This is a genomic window from Asticcacaulis sp. P2_C5, from assembly GCF_056404555.1.
In genome coordinates this window covers 437,639-457,040 of the sequence record NZ_JBFUDU010000001.1, presented here as the reverse complement: position 1 = coordinate 457,040, position 19,402 = coordinate 437,639, and the positions used below count along the sequence as shown (strand labels likewise).

Genomic DNA, 19,402 nt, shown 5'->3' with positions numbered 1-19,402 from the left:
TTTTTTCTCGAGGCGGCTCTTCGAAAAAATATACATTTTGCTCAAGAGCTATGGAAAGAGCGGGTCGCAAGGCCCGCTCTTTTCTTTTGCATTTTCGGCGTTAAAGTCGTTTCGACCTTTCGCTGGAGTTCTGCCGTATGAGACGCCATTTCCTCAAAGCTTCACTGGCCCTGGCCGCGGCCACCCTTGTGGGCTGCGAGAAGAAACCCGAGGAACCGGCTGCGCCTCCGCCCGCTCCACCGCCACCGCCGCCGCCGCCGGCATCGTCCGCCGCGACTTCCGAAGATATCGACTGGGATGTGGTCGATACACCGGAAAACGTACCGGCCAAGGTCAAGATCAGCCTGGTCACCGACAAGGGCGAAATCGTCCTGTCGCTTAACGGAAAGGCGGCGCCGATCACCGTCAACAACTTCCTGAAATATGTCGATTCCGGGAAACTGGCCGGATCCGAGTTCTGGCGCGCCACCCATTCCGGCCCCAACGGCTTTATCCAGGCCACCATGCGCGGTCCGACCTACCCGCCGATCAAACACGAACCGACCAGCCAGACCGGGCTTTCTCATACTGACGGCGCCATCTCCATGTCGCGCTTTAAGCCCGGCACCGCCACAGCCGATTTCGTATTGTGCGTCGGCGACAATACGTCGATGGACGCTGGGCGCGAAGGCTCGGAAGACAAGCTGGGTTATGCCGCGTTCGGCCATGTCATAAAGGGTATGGGCGTGGTGCGCAGCATCATGGACGGCCGGATCGACAAACATACCCGCGAAGGCGGTTGGGCCGGACAGATGCTGGCCAGGCCGGTGAAGATTATCTCGGCCAAACGCCTCGACTCGTAGACGTCAGTTGCCGGCCAGGCTGGGCGCGCGGCGGTCGTTGTCATGATGACGACCGTGCACCTTATGACGGGTGTCGGCTCCGACCTGCGCCCGGGCCTGAACCTGCGGCTTGGGCTTGGCATGGGCCTGTGGCTTAACCTGCGGCCTGGCATGAGCTTTGGCTGCGGCGCGATGATCCGCACGTGACTGTAACTGCGCCGCCTGGGCTTTTTGCGCGTGTGCGATGGCCGTACGACGTTTCTGGTCGGCATGCGCCGCTGCCTGCGCCTTGTTCTGCTGCGACTGGCGTATCTGGGCATCATGACGGGCGTCGGCCCTGGACTGCAGACGCGCTTGGGCTGTTGCCTGAGCCTGAGCCCGGGCTTGGGCACGGACCTGATTGTCATGGACGCGATTATCGTGGGCCTTACGCATTTGGTTCTGGCGAACCTGGTCCTGACGCAACTGTTCTTGTCGGGCCTGCTGTTGGCGTGCCTGTTGCTGGCTGGCTTGCTGATCCCGGATTTGTTGTTGACGCGCCCGCATCCTGTCCTGATCGGCCTGGGCTTGTTGACGGGCCTCCTGCTTCTGTTTCCAGAACGGCCAGTTGCGCTGGGCTGTCTGACGCGCCACGACCTGCGGCGGCGGGCCGGCATAGCCGTGGTCGTGCCACGTCTGGTAGGCCAGCGCATCCTGACGGCGGCGCTGCTTTTCCGGCGCCAGGCGACGCGCCTGGTCGGTCCCGTAATGGGCATGATAGGCACGCCAGGCGCCGGTCTGTTCCTGATCGCGCGCCCACTGCGCGTTGTCGCGTTCGATGCGGGCCTGACGCTGCGCCCAGTTGGCGGCGATCACCTGTTCCCGATGGTCTCGTGCGGCGGCAGCCCGCAAAGCCCGTGCCCGGGCCAGGTAACGCCCGGCCCAGTCGGCGCGGCGCTCGGCATCAACCCGGTCGAGGACATAGCCGCGGCGGTCATAGACATTGACCAGGCGCCCTTCGTAATAGGCGTAGCTGTAGGATGCGTCACGCACCAGATACGGCTCGTCGCTGCCGGCCCGATAATAGTAATAGCGCTCGCCGTCCGGCGCCGGCTCGACGACTCGCCAGGCGTCCGCCGCCTGCCAGACCCAGGGTCGTGTATCGCCATAATCGAAACTGTAATCGGGCGGCGCATCGCCGAAGGCGTCGTTCACCTCATAGGCGTCGTCGATATACTGGTAGGCCTGTTGCGGCTGCGCCACCGGCACATACCGCACGGTCGGCGCTGCTGGCAGGGCCTCGACCGACGGAGCATAGGCGATGGGCTGGGCGTCCCCGATGGCCAGAGGCAGGGCCTGGTCATTCACCGCCTGGCTCGACGTGTCCGGACGGCAACCGCCTACAGCCAGCATGGCAGCCAGCGCTATAACGGCAGACGAACGATAGAGGGTCGTGATGGACATGGGGTGCTTCCTGATAAACGTCTGCTCTCCGCAAACGCCAATGCGAGCCCCGTAAACAGGTCCATTTGACGTCTTTTGCCGTAAAGGAACAATGTGCGGCCGACGTGGCTGGCAACAAGACTGCGTCAGACTGCACGGCTCTGGAAGCGCTCGATCAGGAACTCGATGGGGTCCATTTGTTATTCCCGCCTGTTTGCGCAAATATACCCGGTGTTGCGGATTTTGTAACCCAGTGTTGCGGGAAGCCTAATCAAAAATTAAGCTATTTTTTAAACCATTGGGGGAGTATTCGGGCTTAAAGGAATCAACTTCGGGGAGTAAAAGCGTGAGAAATCTAACCGTTCGGGTGCGCGTGATAGCGGCTTTCGCTATCGTCGTCACCTGTACCGTGGCCATGGGTCTGTTCGCCGTCCAGCGACTGGTGACGGTCAATGCCGCGGCCCGCGATGTCGCCACCAACTGGCTGCCAACGGCCAATGTGCTGGGCGACCTGTCGCAGGATTTCGAACAGCTGCGCGCCCGCCAGGGCCAGATTCTGCTGGCGCCGGAATCGCTGCGCGAAGGCCTGCGGGGCAAGATCGCCGACTCGAACAAGAAGGTCCGCACAGACCTCGAAACCTATAAGCCCATGGTCGTCAAGGGTGACGAAGAGACCTTTGCCGGCGCGATCGAGGACCATGTCGGCGACTATCTCCAGGGTGGCAACGAGGTGCTTGACCAACTCGATGCCGGCAATATCCCGGGTGCGGTCGAGATCTATTTCGGCAGCATGCAGGAGAGTGCCGATTCGGCGCGCAAGGCGATCCGTGCCGACCGCACCTTCCAACTGGAGCAGGGCGGCATTGTCGCCGCCAAGGGTACGGCACTGGGCCGGTCGGCCATGAATCTGATCGTCATCGCGCTGGTCCTGACGACCCTGGCCTGCATTGCCATGGGCTGGCTGATGATCGGCACCATCTCGCGGCCGATCCGCCGCATGTCGGACGCCATGAAGTTGTTGGCCAGGGGCGATACCGATGTGGTCATTCCCAATGCCGGCGAACGCAACGAGATCGGCGACATGGCCGGCGCGGTCGACGTCTTCCGTCAGGGTATGATCCGCAATCGTGCGCTCGAGACTGAGGCTGCCGAGGCACGTGAAATGGCCGAGACCGAGCGCCGTCAGGCCTTGCGCAGCATGGCCGACGACTTTGAGAACGCTGTCGGCGGCGTGGTCGAAATGGTCTCGTCCGCCGCGACCGAAATGCAGGCGACAGCGGCACAACTGAGCGCGTCGGCGCACGAATCGGCCGCCCAGGCGACCACGGTGTCCGCCGCCGCGGAAGAGGCCGGAACCAACGTCACCTCGGTTGCCGGGGCCGCCGAGGAACTGGGCGCTTCTGTCTCGGAGATCGGTCGCCAGGTCGAGCATTCGCTGACCAAGGCGCGCGAAGCCGTCAATGACGCAGACGCCACCGCCGCCATTGTCTATCAGCTGAGCGAAGCAGCCGGCCGGATCAGCAGCATTGTCGAGATCATTTCGGGTATTGCCGCCCAGACCAACCTGCTGGCGCTCAACGCCACCATCGAGTCGGCCCGGGCGGGAGAAGCCGGTCGCGGCTTCGCGGTCGTAGCCTCAGAGGTCAAGGCACTCGCCCAGCAGACGGCGCGCGCGACATCGGAAATCGGCGAACAGGTGACCAGCATCCAGTCGACCACGCAACGCGCCGTGGCTGCCATCGAGACCATTACCGGCACGATCCGCGACATCAACGATTCGTCGAGCACCATTGCCGCCGCCGTCGAGCAGCAGGGCGGCGCCACGCGCGAAATCGTCCACGCCGTCAACCAGGCTTCGGTCGGCACGGCCGAAGTGACGTCGAATATCACCGGTGTCGCACGCATGGCCGAGGAAACCGGCGCCGGCGCCGGCCAGGTACTGAGTGCCTCGTCGGAACTGGCGGTCCAGGCTGAAAATCTGCGCAGCCAGGTCAACGGCTTCCTGGCACGGGTCAGGGCAGGCTGATCATGCTGCGTCCGCGTCTCACCTTCAAGGCGGATACTGCGACCCGGATTCTTTTCGTCCGCTGGATCGGGGATATGCCCGGACGCGACATTGTCGACGGTATGATTACGCAGATGAAGATTATGGATGAGCCGTGGACCTACGACATGATCATCGATCTGCTGCGCTTCGAAGGCCATCTGCATGTGGCCGAGAGCGACGCTTTGGGGCAGGTTTGGCGCGATCTGGCGCAGGGGCGCGACGCCGGTCGGCGCTCGGCCATTGTCACCGGCGATCCCTTGCTAGCCGCACGCCTCAACATGACGCGCGAGACATTTCCAGGGCGGACCCTGGCCATGTTCGGCCAGGTCCAGGAAGCCCTCGACTGGCTGGCCTCGGCGCGGCCTTGATGGCTACGCTGTTCATGCTTCTCAACGCGTTGGCGGGAAACCAATAAAGCCAGTCCTCCCCCGCAAGCGGTGGAGGACTGGCCGCTAATCACCACAACGCTGCACGCACATGACGTTTATCAAATAAATGATAATAAAATCAATTATTTAAATAGCCATTCAGTTCCGCCAGCCGCGTGAGATTTACTGCAATTTCGCCCGTCACCCTTGACCGCGCAGCGTGGTTCCATCATACAGGCGCCATGATTTTCAAAGCCGCACAGTTCCGTGTCAATCCGGTCGCCCGCACTATCGGCGGACCGTTGCCGCGCGCCCGCCTGGCTGTGCCCTGAGGATCGAAGACCTTTTTCCTTCACAAAATCCTTTATGCCCGGCCCTTTTGAAACGCTCAAAAGGGCTTTTTCGTATGGTTTTTCCATGTTGCTGACGATTTCCACCACCCGCTCATCCGATCTGGCCCCCGCCACCGACCTCGGTTACCTGCTGCACAAGAACCCGCAGCATCTGCACAGCCAGGACCTCAAGTTCGGCACGGCGCACGTCTTTTATCCCGACGCCCGCGACGACCTGTGCACCGCCGCCCTGCTGCTCGATATCGATCCGATCGGCCTCGTGCGCAAAAAGGGCGGCGAAGGCTTTGCGCTCGAGCAGTATGTCAACGACCGGCCCTATGTCGCGTCGAGCTTCCTCAGCGTCGCTATCGGCCAGATGTTCCGTACCGCCATGACCGGCCGGTCTAAGGACCGCCAGGATCTGGCCGATTCCGCCCTGCCCCTCATCCTGCGCCTGCCGGTCCTGCCCTGCCATGGCGGCGAGGCCGTGCTGCGCCGGTTGTTCGAACCGCTGGGCTACAGCGTCGAAGCCGCGCGCCTGGCGTTGGATGAGACCTTTCCGGCCTGGGGCGACAGCGTCTATCTCGACGTCACCCTGACGGTATCGGGACGACTGAGCGACGTCCTGCGCCACCTCTATGTGCTGATCCCCGTACTCGACCACGACAAGCATTACTGGATCGGCGACGACGAGGTCGACAAGCTGCTGCGCCAGGGCGAAGGCTGGCTGGCGGCGCATCCCGACCGCGACCTGATTGCGCGGCGTTATCTGAAGAGTTTCAAGGGACTGACCAACCAAGCACTTCAACGGCTCGGCGATGGCGAAACCATCGAAGAGCCGGCGAAGGCCGATGGCCTCGAAGAAGGTCTCGAAAAGCGCATCAACCTCAACCAGCAACGCCTGGATTGGGTTGTGGCGACACTGAAGGCACTCGGCGCCAAGAGCGTGGCCGATCTCGGCTGCGGCGAAGGCAGGCTGATCGGCCTGCTGGCCAGGGATTTCGACTTCGACAAGGTGACGGGCTGCGACGTATCGATGCGGGCGCTGGAAATCGCGCGCGAGCGTTTGAACTTCGACCGCCTGCCCGAATTTCAGCAGCAGCGCATCACCCTGATGCAGTCGGCCCTGACCTATCGCGACAAGCGGTTGAAGGGTTACGACGCGGCGACCGTCATCGAGGTTATCGAACATCTGGAGCCCGAGCGGCTCGACGCCTTTGCACGCGCCGTGCTGGGCGAAGCCAAGCCGGGCCTGGTTATCATGACCACGCCCAATGCCGAGTACAATGTGCTGTTCGACAACCTGCCGGCGGGCAAGTTCCGCCATACCGACCACCGTTTCGAATGGACGCGCGCTGAGTTTACCGCCTGGGCGCAGACCATGGCGGAACGCTACGGCTACGGCGTCGAATTCGCCGCCGTCGGTGCCGTGCACGAGACACTGGGCGCACCGACCCAAGCTGCGATTTTTGTGAGAGTCCAATGACCGAGACCCTGATCACCCTGCCCGACCTGTCGCTTGTCCTGCTGGTCGGCCCATCCGGCTCCGGCAAGTCGTCCTTTGCCCGCAAGCATTTTCTCGCCACCGAAGTCCTGTCGTCCGACTATTGCCGCGGCCTGGTCAGCGATGACGAGAACGACCAGGCGGCAACCAAGGACGCCTTCGAGGTGCTGAACTTCATTGCCGGCAAGCGCCTGGCGGCTGGGAAGCTGACCGTCATCGATGCCACCAATGTCCAGCCGGAATCGCGCCGGTCGCTGGTCGACCTGGCGCGCAAGTACCACGTCATTCCGGTGGCTATCGTACTGAACCTGTCGCGCGATATCTGCGTCGCGCGCAACAGGGCACGGCCCGACCGCACCTTCGGAAAGTCCGTCGTGTGGGGCCAGAGCGATGCCCTGCGCCGGTCGCTGAAGCACCTGCGCAAGGAGGGCTTCAGCCATGTGACGGTGCTGGACAGCCCGGAACAGATCGACACCGTGCGCATCGAACGCCAGCCCCTGTGGCCCGACAAGAAGACGGAAACCGGGCCGTTCGACCTGATCGGCGACATCCACGGCTGTTTCGACGAACTGCGCAGCCTGATGGAAAAGCTGGGCTACGTCATCGACGGCGACGGACCGTATCGGGTAAGCCACCCCGATGGGCGCCGGCTGATCTTTGTCGGTGACCTGGTCGATCGCGGTCCGAAGACGCCGCAGGTGCTGCGCATCGTCATGGACATGGTGAGCGACGGCGTCGCCTTCTGCGTCGCCGGCAACCACGACGAAAAGCTGAAAAAGGCGTTGATGGGCCGCGACGTCAAGGTCAGTCACGGCCTGGCCGAATCTCTGGAGCAGTTGGCGCTGGAAACACCGGAGTTCCGCGCCCAGGTGGTCGAATTCCTCGACGGCCTGATCAGTCATTATGTTTTCGACGGCGGCAAGTTGGCCGTCTCGCATGCGGGGCTGAAGGAGCACTATATCGGACGCGGATCGCCGCGCATCCGCAGCTTCGCCATGTTCGGCGAGACGACCGGGGAAACCGACGAATTCGGCATGCCCATTCGCTACAACTGGGCCAGGGATTATCGCGGCCAGACCATGCTGGTCTATGGTCACACGCCGATCCCCGAACCCGAATGGCTGAACCGGACGATCAATATCGATACGGGCTGCGTTTTCGGCGGCAAGCTGACGGCGCTGCGGTACCCGGAAAAGGAATTGGTGTCGGTGCCGGCGCTGAAGATCTGGTGCGAGCCGACGCGGCCGATCGGCGCCGGCATGGATATGCGCGATGCGGACCTGCTCGATATGGACGACGTCGCCGGCAAGCGCGTGGTCGAGACCGAACTTGTGCGCAACATCATCATTCGCGAGGAGAATGCCGTGGCGGCCCTGGAGGTGATGAGCCGCTTCGCCGTCGACCCGCGCCTGCTGATCTATCTGCCGCCAACCATGGCGCCGCCGGAAACCTCGCCGCTGGACGGGTGGCTGGAACATCCGGCCGAGGCCTTCGGTTATTTTGCCAAACAGGGCGTCACGACCGTGATCGCCGAGGAAAAGCATATGGGCTCACGCGCTGTGGTCGTGCTGGGGCGCGATGCGGAGGCCGTGGCGCGGCGCTTCGGCACCGATCAGGCCGGATTGGGCACCGTCTATACACGTACCGGGCGGGCCTTCTTCAACGACACTGCGCTGGAACAGGCGTTTCTGGCACGGGTGGCGGCGGGCTTTGCCGCGGCCGGGCTATGGGAAGACCTGGACAGCGACTGGGTCTGTCTCGATGCCGAGATCCTGCCGTGGTCGGCCAAGGCGCAGGCCCTGCTAAAGGAACAATATGCGCCCGTAGGCGCTGCGGCTATGCACGTGTTGCCTATGGCTGCCGAGCTGCTGGCCCGGGCCGGACAAGGGGAACTGGCCGAAAAGATGACGGCGCGCGCCACCATGGCGTCGGACTACCGCGATGCCTGGCGGCGCTATTGCTGGAATGTCGATGGGTTGGACGGCTATCAGATCGCGCCATTCCATGTCCTGGCCCACCAGGGGTCGTGCAACATGGATCGCGACCATCTGTGGCATCTGGCTATCGCCGATCGCCTGATGGCCGCCGATCCGCCCTTCTTCAAGGCGACGGTCCGGCAGGTGATCACCCTGGAAGACGCCACCCAAGTGGCCGCGGCGACGCAGTGGTGGGAGACCCAGACCGCTGCCGGCATGGAAGGCATGGTGGTCAAGCCACTGGGCTTTACCGTCAAGGGCGAGAAGGGATTGGTCCAGCCGGGCATCAAGTGCCGCGGCCGCGACTATCTGCGCATCATCTATGGTTCGGAATATCTGGCGCCGGAGCATCTGGCGCGGCTGAAGGCGCGCAATGTCGGCGCCAAGCGTTCCCTGGCGCAACGCGAATACGCCCTTGGGTACGAGGCATTGAAGCGGTTCGTCGCCGGCGAGCCTTTGTACCGGGTGCATGAGGCGGTGTTCGGGGTCCTAGCGCTGGAAAGCGAGCCGGTCGATCCGCGGCTGTAATAGTTTTAGAAAGACATGGTGTTCTTATCGCAAGTGCGAGATAAGTGGCCTTTGGCAATGGAGTACGGCATGACACGGACGGCAAACCCCTGGGCGGTCTGGAATGACCTGACGACAACCACAACCGAGATGATGGTGGCCTCGGCGGAGGTGATCGCCGACCGGTCCTTGCGCATGGCGCGTGCTTCGACGCCGCCCAGTGGCAAGGACCAGCGCGAATTCAGCCGGATGATGGACGAAAAGGTCGAGGCCGGACAGGAAGCCGCCCAGGCCATGGCCAATAGCTGGTTGACGACGCAGGGCCGTTCGGCGACCGACATGTGGTCGCACGCCTTTGGCTTCATGCCGATGATGATGGCCATGGCAACCAGCACCACACCGGCCCAGGCCTTCAGTGCTCAGATGAACCTGATGAACCATATGATGAAGCCGATGCTCGACCCCGCCTCGGCGTTTGACGCCATCAGCCTGACGCATAAAGCTATGAAACCTTATCACGGGCGAGCCCAGGCCAATGTCAAACGGCTGCGGGCGGAGCGGTTGAAGGGGTAGACCTTACAACGGCTGCCGGATCACTTCCGCCATCATGTCGACGGCGCGGTCGATGTCGGCGAAGCTGGTCGGCAGGCCCACAGATAGGCGCAAAGCGCCCACCGTCGCTTCGGGGCCGAGACTCTCCTGAAAGCGCGGAATGGTAAAGCTGTCGCCAAGCGCGTCGAGGCAGGCCGCAACATCATAGCGGGCGAAACCGAACGCCTTCTCTGCCGCACCGGGATTGCAGAAGCAGCCACCGCGAATCGCCACGCGCGCATTGCGGGCCCGGGCTTCCACAGCGCTATATGGTACGACTCGTCCGCCGGTATCCAACAGGTTGAAGGCAATTGTGCCACCGCGAGCCTTAAGGCCGCACGGCCCGTAGATGCGCACCCCCGGCGCGCCGTTCGGATGGGTTAAGGCGGCCATGTGATCGAGCGCATAGGCGGTCAGGGCCTGCAAACGCGTGGAAAAGGCTGCCGACGGCACCTGCCCGAGGAAGCGAAAACCTGTATCGATGGCACCCGCCGCCAGGAAGTTGGGCGTGCCGTCTTCGAAGCCTTCGTGGCCGGGCCGGAGCTGATGACGGCCATGCTCGACCGAGACGAAGTCGACCGTACCGCCGGCGAACCACGGCCGCTGCAGCCGTTCCAGCGCTTCACGTCTGGCGATCAGCGCGCCCAGGCCAGTGGGCAGGCCGAACAGCTTGTAAAAGGAAAAGGCCAGGAAATCGGCCGGATGGTTACGCAGGCTTATCCCGCCACTGGCGCCGGAGCCGGCGGCATCGATCAGGACGTCGCAGCCCAGTGACCGGGCCAGATGGACTAGGCCCAGGTCGTGGCGGACGCCGGAGAAGTTGGACTGGACCGGAAAGGCCAGCAGACCCGGTCCATGGCGGTCTACAGCGTTACGCAGGCACTGCGGCGCGTCGTCCAGTCGCAGGTCGCCGTCGAGCGGCAGGGTGGTGACGGGCGCTCCCTTTCCTTGGGCGAATCGACGGGCGCCATTGACCGAATTGTGGTTGTCGGCGGACAGAATCAGACCGCGACGTGACGAGAAGGGATAGCTTTCGGCGACCAGTTTGAGGGCTGCGCTGGTATTGGCCGTCAGGCATAGTTCATAGATATCGGGATCGGCGTCAAAAAAGGCCAGGGCGGCGGCGCGGGCGCGCTCGAGATCACGGGCGCCGGCCTGGGATGGCGCGTGCTCGGAATGCGGATTGCCATAGATGCCGTGGCGCAGCCGCCGGGCTTCGGCGGCGACCTGCGAAGCGCCGTACAGGCCGCTGGCGGCGAAATCGAGATAAGCGACACCCTGGTCATCGAGACGGGAAAATTCCCTGGCGCGCAGGGCCGCGAAATCGAAGGTCGACGTAGGAACAAGCGATTGCATCAGCATCCGCGCCGCCTCGGCTGTGCCGGACCGGCTATCGCGGTCGCCATCTCTCCCGTGCGCGGCGTACCGCCGAAATAGCGCGACAGCTCGGCCACCGTCTCGAATGCCCGGACCTGATCGGGCGTGGCGCCGACGGCCAGGACCGGCGCCAGGACCTCATCGTACCAGTCGGCCAGACCACCCGCGATAAAATAGGCGTTGGCCACACCCAAAGCCTGCAACAGGACCCAGGCCTGGCCGGCATGGGCGCCGCCCTCAGAATAGAGGACCAGGGTTTCGTGCGGTGCGAAAGTCTGGCGCACCAATTGCTCAATCGGCAGGTTCTCGGCAGTCGGTATGGCGTCATTGGTGAAGGCGAGCGCATCGCGGACGTCGATGACGCGCAGCCCGGGTTTGCGGTCGCGAATCCACTGCGCCAGTTGCAGGGCCGAGACGTGGTCGCCCCCCTCGTCGATCCGGCGCACCGTTCCCGCTATATCGATCCGGCCGCGCGAGTGGTTGTAGGGACTGCCCACCAGGGGCGCGGTCACGCCCAGCAGTAGGGCAGCGGCGCCCAGGCGGCGCGTCATGGTCATGACGGCCTCCGTTCGAAGCGCTCGATCAGGTAGAAGGCGCCCAAACCAAGGACGGTGATTGCAGCGACCACGACGCCATAGGGCAGGTGCAGGAGGCGCGGCAGGGTCAGGACGCCGAACGGCGTGCTGTTGTAGAATCCGGCGATCAGTGGAAATACCAAACCGGTCAGCAGGACGCCGACGAGCAGGCCCAGGATCGTCGCCAGCCCATCGAAACGGCCACTGGCGACGGCGACACAGGCCGTGCCCGGGCACAGGCCGCAGGTGACAAAGCCGACACCGAAGATCAGGCCGCCAACGACCTGCGGCACCAGGAAGGTTTCCGGCACGTAGAGGGCTGACAGGTCGATGATACCCAGGCGAGCAAGCCAGAACAGGCCCAGCATGGCGGTCAGCACGGCGCTGAACATCACCTTTACGACGGTGAAATCACGCAGGTAGAACTGGCTGGCCAGCTTGCGGGCATCGCCGAAGCCCGCCTGTTCCAGGCTCCAGCCGAAGGCCGCGCCAATCAATAAGGCAGTGGTGACGGAAAACGGAACGCTCATTGCCACAACCTCCGTACCAAGGGCGCCACGGCAAAGCCGGACACGAAAAGCGCCAGCAGGAAGGCCCAACTGCCGGCGCTGAGCATCGCGCCGCCGCTCAGGCCCTGGCCGCTGGTGCAGCCGCGCGCCAGGACGGCGCCCAGACCCATCACCGCCCCGCCGCCAAAGGCGAAGACCAGACGCGGTGTGACACCCGTCGTCGGACCACGCACAATCTGCGGCCGGAAGCGGCCGGCCAGGACGGCGGACAGCGCGCTGCCGGCCAGAACGCCGAGAATTTCGATAAAGGTCCAGGACGACCACGGCAGGCCCGCCTGGGCATAGCTGGCGAAGTATCCGTTACCGGATATGGCCTGGGGTGCGGCCGTGGCGACCCCGGCGGTGACCAGGCTGGCCGCGGCGCCTGACGCGCCAAGACCCTGGCCGGTCAGGACGAAACAGGCGACGAGGACCAGGCCCAGCACAACACCAGCGCTGTAGGGATTGGCGTAGGGTTCCGGCTCGCTCATGTCAGTGCCCCGCCGCCAGTTCGACGGCCTGGCCGTGCAGGGTCCAGTCTTCGAACGAGCCGTCGTACAGGACGGCGTTGATCCCGGCGGCACGGGCGGCGAAGACGATGGCCGTGCCCTGCTGGCCGATATGGCAATAGACGATCAGGTGGTCGTCCGGCTTGACCCCGGCAGAGCGGAACAGGGCCAGCAGCTCGGCCGGCGATTTTAGCGTCAGGTCGGCATGGGTCAGGGCGGTGAAGGGGATGTTGCGCGCCCCCGGGATATGCCCCTTGCGTTCGTGGCCGTGGGCGCCGGCCGGATGCAGCCCGTCATAAAACATGGCGGCGCGGGCATCGACGATAACATAGCCTGACGCCTTCATATGGGCCCGGACGAAATCGCCGTCGACCGCCATGGCCTGCATGTGCAACCCGCTCAGCTTGCCGGGTTTGGCCACCGGCTTGGCGGACGTGGTGGCGCCACGCCAGCCGTTCAGGCTGCCGTCGAGCAGGGACACGCGGTCGCCCAGGCCGGCCTGTTGCAGGGTGAAGACGACACGCGTGGCCGGCGACACCCAGTCGTCGTCATAATAGACGACGACTCGCGACGTATCGGAAATGCCCAGGCGCTCCAGTCGTTGCTTCAGGTCGTCGGCAGCCGGCAGTTCCAGGCTGAGTCCATCACGTTCAACCGAGACATCGGACAAGTCGACATAGTGGGCGCCGGGGATGTGGCGCCGTCCGTAGTCGCCCTTGTCGCCGACATGCAGCATGACCAGGCCCGGGTCGGCGAGATGACCGGCCAGCCAGGCCTGGGTGACGACGGGATAGACGGGCGGGGCAGCTGTTGAAGACAGCGGCATGCCCGCCAGGGTGAGAGCGATCAGGGTTGCGGTTTTCATCTGGGCCTCCCGTTGACATGTACCAGGAGATTAGCCGGCGCTGGCGCTGGCGGGACGGCCATGCGACGAACCCCCTGCTTTGGCGGATAAAGCGCCGCTGGTGTGGGATGGAGCGACGTGCCAAGCGTCGAGAAAGCCGCTATCATGCGGCATGGCAGAGATTTCCCAATCCGACCCGACACAATCCGATCTGGATCAGCCCATTCCATCCGAAGCGGTCGCGATGTGGGACCGGTGGAGCCGTCACCGTGCCTTTCGTACCTTCAGTTGGCCATGGTGGGTCCGCCGCGGCTGGATATTCTGGCCGCTGGGCCTTGTTTACGGTTTCGCGGTCGCCACGTGGCATGCGTCCGGGATGAATGCCTGGGGCGACTGGCCGGGCTTGGCGCTGCGCGGCTGCGTAGCCGGGCTGGTCATTGTCAGCGCCGGTCCGCTGCTGGCCACGGGCGTGCGCCGCCTTGGCCTGCCGCGACTCGTGGAACGCAGCCTGGTGATCCTGGCAATCCTCGCCGGCATCGCGCTGGCCCTGGTTGCGGATTCGTGGGTCAGCCAGTATCACGACGCATTGATGGCCAAATATAAGGGCATGGCGATGGAGGTCCCGTGGTTCGCCAGGGCCCTTTCAAACCTGCTGCGCTTCAGCCTGAACGGCTCGACCCTGGTTCTCGTCTTCGTGGCCGGCGGCTTTGCCGTCTTCCAGTATCTGGGCGAGACACGGCGCCTAAGCGACCACGCGGCGCGCGAGGAACTGAAGGCCGTGCGCCGGGCGCGCGACACTGCCGATTTGCGCCTGGCTGTCCTGCAGGCTCAGATCGAACCGCACTTCCTGTTCAACACCCTGGCCTCGGTGCGTTCGCTGGTGGCAACCGAGCCCGGACGCGCCGCCGCCACCATCGACGCCCTGGCCGATTATCTGCGCTCGACCCTGCCGCAACTGCGCGGAGACGGGCTGGAGGACGCCACCCTGGGCAAGCAGATCGACATCTGCCGGCGTTATCTCGAACTGATGAATGTCCGCATGGACGGCCGCCTGAGCATCGTCATCGTCGCGCCGGAGGCCCTGCGCGCCCTGCCCTTCCCGCCGCTTATCTTGCTGTCCCTGGCGGAAAACGCCGTCAAACACGGCATCGAGCCGAAACCTGGCCCGGGCATTATCGCGATCCGGGCTGCGGCGCGGCCCGACGGCGGGCTGGAGATCGCGGTCGAGGACGACGGTGCCGGATTGCACGAAGGCGCCAGCCATGGCCTGGGGCTGGGCAATATCCGCGCCCAATTGCGCGACCGCTTCGGCGATCGCGGCACCTTAAGCATCGCCGGCCGGACTGAAGGCGGCACGCGCGCCGCCATCGAGATTGCGGGTGACGTCACGTGAGCGCGGCGTCCCGAATCTCCGCCCCGAGGGCCATTATCGCCGAAGACGAGACGGCCCAGCGCCGCGAGTTGCGCGCCACCCTCGCCGACCTGTGGCCCGAGCTGGAGATCGTCGCCGAGTGTGAGGACGGGCTGGCGGCGCTGGAAGCCGTCGCAGCGCATCGCCCGGACGTCGTTTTTCTCGACATCCGGATGCCGGGGCTGAGCGGGCTTGAGGTAGCGCGGGCCGCCGCTGGCAATGCCCAGGTGGTGCTGATCACCGCCTACGACGCCTTTGCGCTGGAAGCCTTCGACAAGGGGGCCATCGACTATCTGCTGAAGCCGGTCAAACGCGAACGCCTGGCCGTCACGGTCGAAAGGCTGCGCCACCGGCTTGCCCAGGGCGAACCGCGCGACGTCGAGGCCCTGTTGAAAAATCTGCAGGATCGGCTAGGCCTGACCACGCCTTCGCGGATCAGCTGGATCTCGGCCAGTTCCGGCGGCACGATTCGGATGATCGCGATCGACGATGTCGTGATGTTCCGCGCCGAGGACAAATATACGGCCGTGATCACCGCCTCTGGCGTGGCGCATATCCGCACGCCGTTGAAGGACCTTTTGGTCCAGCTTGATCCGGACGCTTTCTGGCAGGTCCACCGCAGCGTCATAGTGCGGGTAGCGGCCATCCGGGCGATTCGCCGCGACGACGACGGACGACTTAGACTGCAGGTTGCCGGCCACGCTGAAACCGTACCGGTCAGCGCCAGCCTTCAGGAGCGCTTCAAGCCGATGTAGCCTAGCCTTGCCTCAATAATCGTTAATTGTCGGACAATAGGCAAGCCTTTTAATTGTAATATCAATCAACTTATTTATAGTATTTATAGGGCAGATATTGCACTGCCGTGCGTCACTTATGTAACAGGGGCCAGCGGACTGTACCAAACCCGCGATTGCGTTATGTAACCTAATTGACAGCGCTGCCAAATCCCTTTATTTCTTCCTTATCGATGGTACCGTTATCACGCACATCATCGAAATAAAAAAAATAACGCCGGCTGTATTCCTTGCAGGACGGCGACAATTGTTGGGAGGATATATGGACTGCAGGAAGGCGAGAGCCTGCACAGTTGCGCGATGCGCAGCTTATCCGGTCGAATCCGGAGCGTATCTATCAGAGTTTTCAAAGGCATGCTGCATCCGCGCCGCGCGATAACCGCCGGGGCTCGATCAGTCATGACCATGACCAGAATTCACGTCGTGCGGACGCTATGCGTCCGTGCGTCTTGAAGAGACTTCGCTACCGGTAGCGAACACCAACACCGGATATCGAAGGGTGCGTCTGTTCCAGGCAGGTTATCGCCTCGGAAATGCAAAAACAAGGCGTCCGGGCGGACAGCCGCACCAGTTTAAATCAATGAGAAGATTGGGAGAAGTCACATGAGAACAGTATCGCGTAACAGACTGAAGGGAGCCGTCCGCGCTGCCTTCCTGGGTGGGGTTTCGACCCTGGCCCTATCCGCCATGGCCGGTCAAACCATGGCTCAGGATGCCGCTCCGGCTGCTGCCCCGGCAGGCGACGAAACCGTCGTCGTCGTCACGGGTATCCGCGGTTCGCTGCAGCGTTCGATGAACATCAAGCGGAACTCCGCGGGCGTCGTCGACGCGATTACGTCTGAAGACATCGGCAAGTATCCGGACACCAACCTGGCCGAATCCGTCCAGCGTATTCCGGGCGTCTCGATCGACCGCGTCAACGGCGAAGGCTCGAAGGTTACTGTCCGCGGTTTTGGCCCGGGCTTCAACCTGGTGACCCTGAACGGCCGCGTCATGCCGACCGCCAGCATCGACCTTATCGGTACCGGCAACACCTTCGCCGGCGGCGGTTCGCGTAACTTCGACTTCTCGAACATCGCCTCGGACAGCATCGCAGGCTTCGAAGTCTACAAGACCGGCAAGGCCAACATCGCCTCCGGCGGCATCGGCGCCACGCTGAACATCAAGACTCTGCGTCCGATCAACAAGTCCGGCTCGACCGGTTCGCTGTCGGTCAAGGCTCTGCACGGCGACAATATGGTCGACGGCAAGGATTGGACTCCGGAAGTCACCGGCGCCTACAGCTGGGCCGATGACTCCAAGACCTTTGGCGTCGCCCTGTTCGCCCAGTATTCGGAAAAGGACGTCGCAACCCGCCAGGCTACCCAGAACGCCTGGAATCTTGACCCGGTCGCCCAGTTCTACGCTCCCGGCAACGGCCGCCTGCGTTACGCCGCAGACCAAACCACCCTGCTGACGCAGATCACCAATGCGCCGCCGGCCGGTTCCTACGTCGCCTATCCGAACGACAGCCGCTATGCCCTGTCGCAGACGCACAATCAGCGCACCAATATCGGCGCTACGGTCCAGTACCGTCCGATGGAAGACCTGCTGCTGACGGCCGACTATATTTACGTTGTTAACGAAGGTTCTGAACAACGCGCTGAACAGACCAACTGGTTTAACCGTCCGTTCGACAAGATCACCTTCGTCAAGGGTGAATCCGGCATCTATAACGCCCTTTATCTGCAAGAAAACGAAAACGGCGTGAAGGACATCGGCTTCGAACAGCAGTTGCTGGGCCAGAAGAGCACACTGGAATCCACGGGCTTCAACGCCAAGTGGAACATCAACGACAAGATGACCCTGACCGCGGATGTCCACGATTCGTTCGGAAAGGCTACGCCCAACAACCCGAACGGCACCAGCTCGGTGATGATCTCGATCGGCGCGCCGGTCGTGTCGCAACATTCGGTCGATTTCAACGGCGAAATTCCCGTCCAGGCCTACACCGTCAATGACGCTTTGCGCGGCAACAATAACGGCAAGCTCGATGTGGGTGACCTCGGCACCCAGGTTGGCCGTACGGCGACCAACAGCCAGGAAGAGGAAATCTTCGAGGTCAAGGTCGATTTCAGCTACGACTTCGACGGCGACAGCCGCTTCGACGCCGGTATCGACAAGTACAAGACCACGATGAAAACCACCACCGGCGGCACCTATCAGGCGCTGGGTGACTGGGGCATCTCGCATCCGGGCGATGTCGCTCAGTATGCTCCGGGCTTGATGACGACCTACGACCTTGGCGGCCTGTTCGAGGACTTCTCGCCGGGTCAGTCGAACATCGCCTTCCGCGGCAATGCGCTCGACATATACAAGGCTCTGGCGGGGTCGGCTCTGTATCATGCACAGATCCCCAACGCGTCGGTGACGGCCAACCAGATTGAAGAGCGGGTTACTGCCGCGTACGGCCAGTTCTCAATGAAGGGTGACTTCCTGGGTCAGCCGGCCAGCATCGTCGCCGGTCTGCGCTATGAAAAGACCGAGGTTCACGCGTCGGCGCTGCAAAGCGTACCGACCGGCATTCGCTGGACGGCGGATAACGACTTTACGACGGACTTCGGAACCGGCATTTCCACAGTGCTCAGCACGGCAGACTATGATAACTGGCTGCCAAACCTGGATATCTCGTGGAATTTCCGCAGTGACATGGTTGCCCGGGCTTCGTTCTCGAAGACCATCGCGCGTCCGGCCTTCGGCAACATGTACGCCACGACCGCAGTCGGCACGCCTCCGCGCCCGACGGCCAACGGGACCAACCCGACAGCCAACTCCGGCAACCCTGCCCTGCTGCCGCTGGAATCGAGCAATGTCGACTTCTCGGTCGAGTGGTACTATGGCAAGGACAGCTATGTGTCGGCCGGCTTCTACAACAAGGACGTCGCCAACTTCGTCGGCACCGGCCGCGTGACCCAAAATTGGTTCGGTCTGCGTGACCCGTCCTCGGGTGCTGCCGGTTCGCGCTCAGGCTCGGCCAGGACAGCGTTGAGCGGCATAAGCCAAAGCGCGACCGACGTGAACCTGTTCACCATGACGGCTCTGATCGTCAAGAACAACGGTAACGTCGCCGCTGCCACAACTGAGTATCAATCCCACCTCGTCGGTGGCAATCTCGATCAGGCCTTCGTTGACTCGACCCTTGCCGCCTATGACATCTCCGCTGACGCCAACGATCCGCTGTTCCAGTTCGACACCAACATTCCGGTGAACAACAAGACGGCTAACCTGCACGGCTTCGAATTTGCCTTCCAGCACTTCTTCTCTGACACTGGCTTTGGCGTTTCGGGCAGCTTGACAACCGTCAATGGCGACATCGGCTTCAACAACTCGGCGCCTCCGGGTACTCAGCAGTTCCCGCTGCTCGGCCTGTCGAACACGTATAACGTAACCGCCATCTACGACAAAGGCGCGCTCTCGGGCCGCATCTCGTACAACTGGCGCGACAAGTTCATCGCGGCTTCGAACATCGGTTCACAGACCGATCCACTCTACACCGAGGCGTTCGGAACGATTGACGCCGCGGTCAACTACCAGCTGACATCGGCCTTACAAGTGACCTTTGAGGGGCTGAACCTCAACAAGGCGCACATCCGTCAGTATGGCCGTGACACCTCCAACATCTACTTCGCTCAGGAACTTGACTCACGCTATCAACTTGGCTTGCGCTACAAGTTCTAATATGCTGGCAGCCTAGCTGTCACGGATAAGGCCGCGGCTCGCCGCGGCCTTATTTTTTA

At 63.0% G+C, this 19,402-nt stretch carries 16 protein-coding genes; 9 read left to right on the top strand and 7 right to left on the bottom strand.

What is annotated here, in order from left to right; genetic code table 11:
- The first annotated feature begins 137 nt into the window (after positions 1-137).
- Positions 138-842, top strand: a complete 705-nt coding sequence (locus tag AC1DXO_RS01845) for a peptidylprolyl isomerase (RefSeq protein ID WP_476976378.1) — start codon at positions 138-140, stop codon at positions 840-842.
- Positions 843-845: 3 nt separating this feature from the next.
- Here the strand turns inward: AC1DXO_RS01845 and AC1DXO_RS01840 are convergent, their stop codons facing one another.
- On the bottom strand, positions 846-2,264 hold the full coding sequence (locus AC1DXO_RS01840) for a hypothetical protein (RefSeq protein WP_476976377.1): 1,419 nt from the start codon (positions 2,262-2,264) through the stop codon (positions 846-848).
- A gap of 325 nt (positions 2,265-2,589) precedes the next feature.
- Between AC1DXO_RS01840 and AC1DXO_RS01835 the strand changes: the two genes are divergently transcribed.
- Together AC1DXO_RS01835 and AC1DXO_RS01830 are read left to right on the top strand one after the other, a co-directional pair.
- Positions 2,590-4,269, top strand: a complete 1,680-nt coding sequence (locus AC1DXO_RS01835) for a methyl-accepting chemotaxis protein (protein WP_476976376.1) — start codon at positions 2,590-2,592, stop codon at positions 4,267-4,269.
- 2 nt (positions 4,270-4,271) lie between these two features.
- Positions 4,272-4,658, top strand: a complete 387-nt coding sequence (locus AC1DXO_RS01830) for a hypothetical protein (RefSeq protein WP_476976375.1) — start codon at positions 4,272-4,274, stop codon at positions 4,656-4,658.
- Positions 4,659-4,801: 143 nt separating this feature from the next.
- Here AC1DXO_RS01830 and AC1DXO_RS01825 read toward each other — a convergent pair whose 3' ends face one another.
- Positions 4,802-5,095, bottom strand: a complete 294-nt coding sequence (locus AC1DXO_RS01825; protein WP_476976374.1) for a hypothetical protein — start codon at positions 5,093-5,095, stop codon at positions 4,802-4,804.
- On the opposite strand from AC1DXO_RS01825, the gene AC1DXO_RS01820 reads away from it, so the two are divergent.
- The 3 genes from AC1DXO_RS01820 (at position 5,076) to AC1DXO_RS01810 (ending at position 9,550) form a co-directional block, all read left to right on the top strand.
- Positions 5,076-6,476, top strand: a complete 1,401-nt coding sequence (locus AC1DXO_RS01820; RefSeq protein ID WP_476976373.1) for a 3' terminal RNA ribose 2'-O-methyltransferase Hen1 — start codon at positions 5,076-5,078, stop codon at positions 6,474-6,476. The two genes, AC1DXO_RS01825 and AC1DXO_RS01820, sit on opposite strands and share 20 nt — an antisense overlap.
- Positions 6,473-8,998: a polynucleotide kinase-phosphatase gene (locus AC1DXO_RS01815; protein WP_476976372.1), complete on the top strand. Its 2,526-nt coding sequence runs from the start codon at positions 6,473-6,475 to the stop codon at positions 8,996-8,998. The genes AC1DXO_RS01820 and AC1DXO_RS01815 overlap by 4 nt, the downstream gene beginning before the upstream one ends.
- A gap of 69 nt (positions 8,999-9,067) precedes the next feature.
- Entirely contained in the window at positions 9,068-9,550 is a 483-nt protein-coding gene (locus tag AC1DXO_RS01810) for a polyhydroxyalkanoate granule-associated phasin (RefSeq protein ID WP_476976371.1), read from the top strand.
- Between the two features lie 3 nt (positions 9,551-9,553).
- Here the strand turns inward: AC1DXO_RS01810 and AC1DXO_RS01805 are convergent, their stop codons facing one another.
- From AC1DXO_RS01805 to AC1DXO_RS01785, 5 genes are read right to left on the bottom strand one after another with little or no spacing between them, the layout of a single operon-like run.
- Positions 9,554-10,930 carry an aminotransferase class V-fold PLP-dependent enzyme gene (locus AC1DXO_RS01805; protein WP_476976370.1) on the bottom strand — a complete coding sequence of 459 codons (1,377 nt, stop codon included), beginning with the start codon at positions 10,928-10,930 and terminating at the stop codon, positions 9,554-9,556.
- Positions 10,924-11,502, bottom strand: a complete 579-nt coding sequence (locus tag AC1DXO_RS01800) for a rhodanese-like domain-containing protein (protein ID WP_476976369.1) — start codon at positions 11,500-11,502, stop codon at positions 10,924-10,926. Before AC1DXO_RS01800 ends, AC1DXO_RS01805 begins: the two co-directional genes overlap by 7 nt.
- Positions 11,499-12,050 (bottom strand): YeeE/YedE thiosulfate transporter family protein, encoded by a 552-nt coding sequence (locus AC1DXO_RS01795; RefSeq protein ID WP_476976368.1) that lies wholly within the window; start codon positions 12,048-12,050, stop codon positions 11,499-11,501. The genes AC1DXO_RS01800 and AC1DXO_RS01795 overlap by 4 nt, the downstream gene beginning before the upstream one ends.
- Complete coding sequence (locus AC1DXO_RS01790) at positions 12,047-12,559, bottom strand: YeeE/YedE thiosulfate transporter family protein (RefSeq protein ID WP_476976367.1); 513 nt, start codon at positions 12,557-12,559, stop codon at positions 12,047-12,049. Before AC1DXO_RS01790 ends, AC1DXO_RS01795 begins: the two co-directional genes overlap by 4 nt.
- 1 nt (position 12,560) lies before the next feature.
- The gene (locus tag AC1DXO_RS01785; RefSeq protein ID WP_476976366.1) at positions 12,561-13,442 is read right to left on the bottom strand and encodes a sulfurtransferase; all 882 of its coding nucleotides are present in this window, start codon (positions 13,440-13,442) and stop codon (positions 12,561-12,563) included.
- 151 nt (positions 13,443-13,593) lie between these two features.
- Between AC1DXO_RS01785 and AC1DXO_RS01780 the strand changes: the two genes are divergently transcribed.
- The 3 genes from AC1DXO_RS01780 to AC1DXO_RS01770 all read left to right on the top strand — a co-directional run bounded on the left by AC1DXO_RS01780 (position 13,594) and on the right by AC1DXO_RS01770 (position 19,343).
- Positions 13,594-14,814, top strand: a complete 1,221-nt coding sequence (locus AC1DXO_RS01780) for a sensor histidine kinase (protein ID WP_476976365.1) — start codon at positions 13,594-13,596, stop codon at positions 14,812-14,814.
- Positions 14,811-15,587, top strand: a complete 777-nt coding sequence (locus AC1DXO_RS01775; RefSeq protein WP_476976364.1) for a LytR/AlgR family response regulator transcription factor — start codon at positions 14,811-14,813, stop codon at positions 15,585-15,587. The genes AC1DXO_RS01780 and AC1DXO_RS01775 overlap by 4 nt, the downstream gene beginning before the upstream one ends.
- Positions 15,588-16,229: 642 nt before the next feature.
- Positions 16,230-19,343, top strand: coding sequence for a TonB-dependent receptor (locus AC1DXO_RS01770; RefSeq protein ID WP_476976363.1), 3,114 nt, complete (start codon positions 16,230-16,232; stop codon positions 19,341-19,343).
- Positions 19,344-19,402 lie beyond the last annotated feature (59 nt).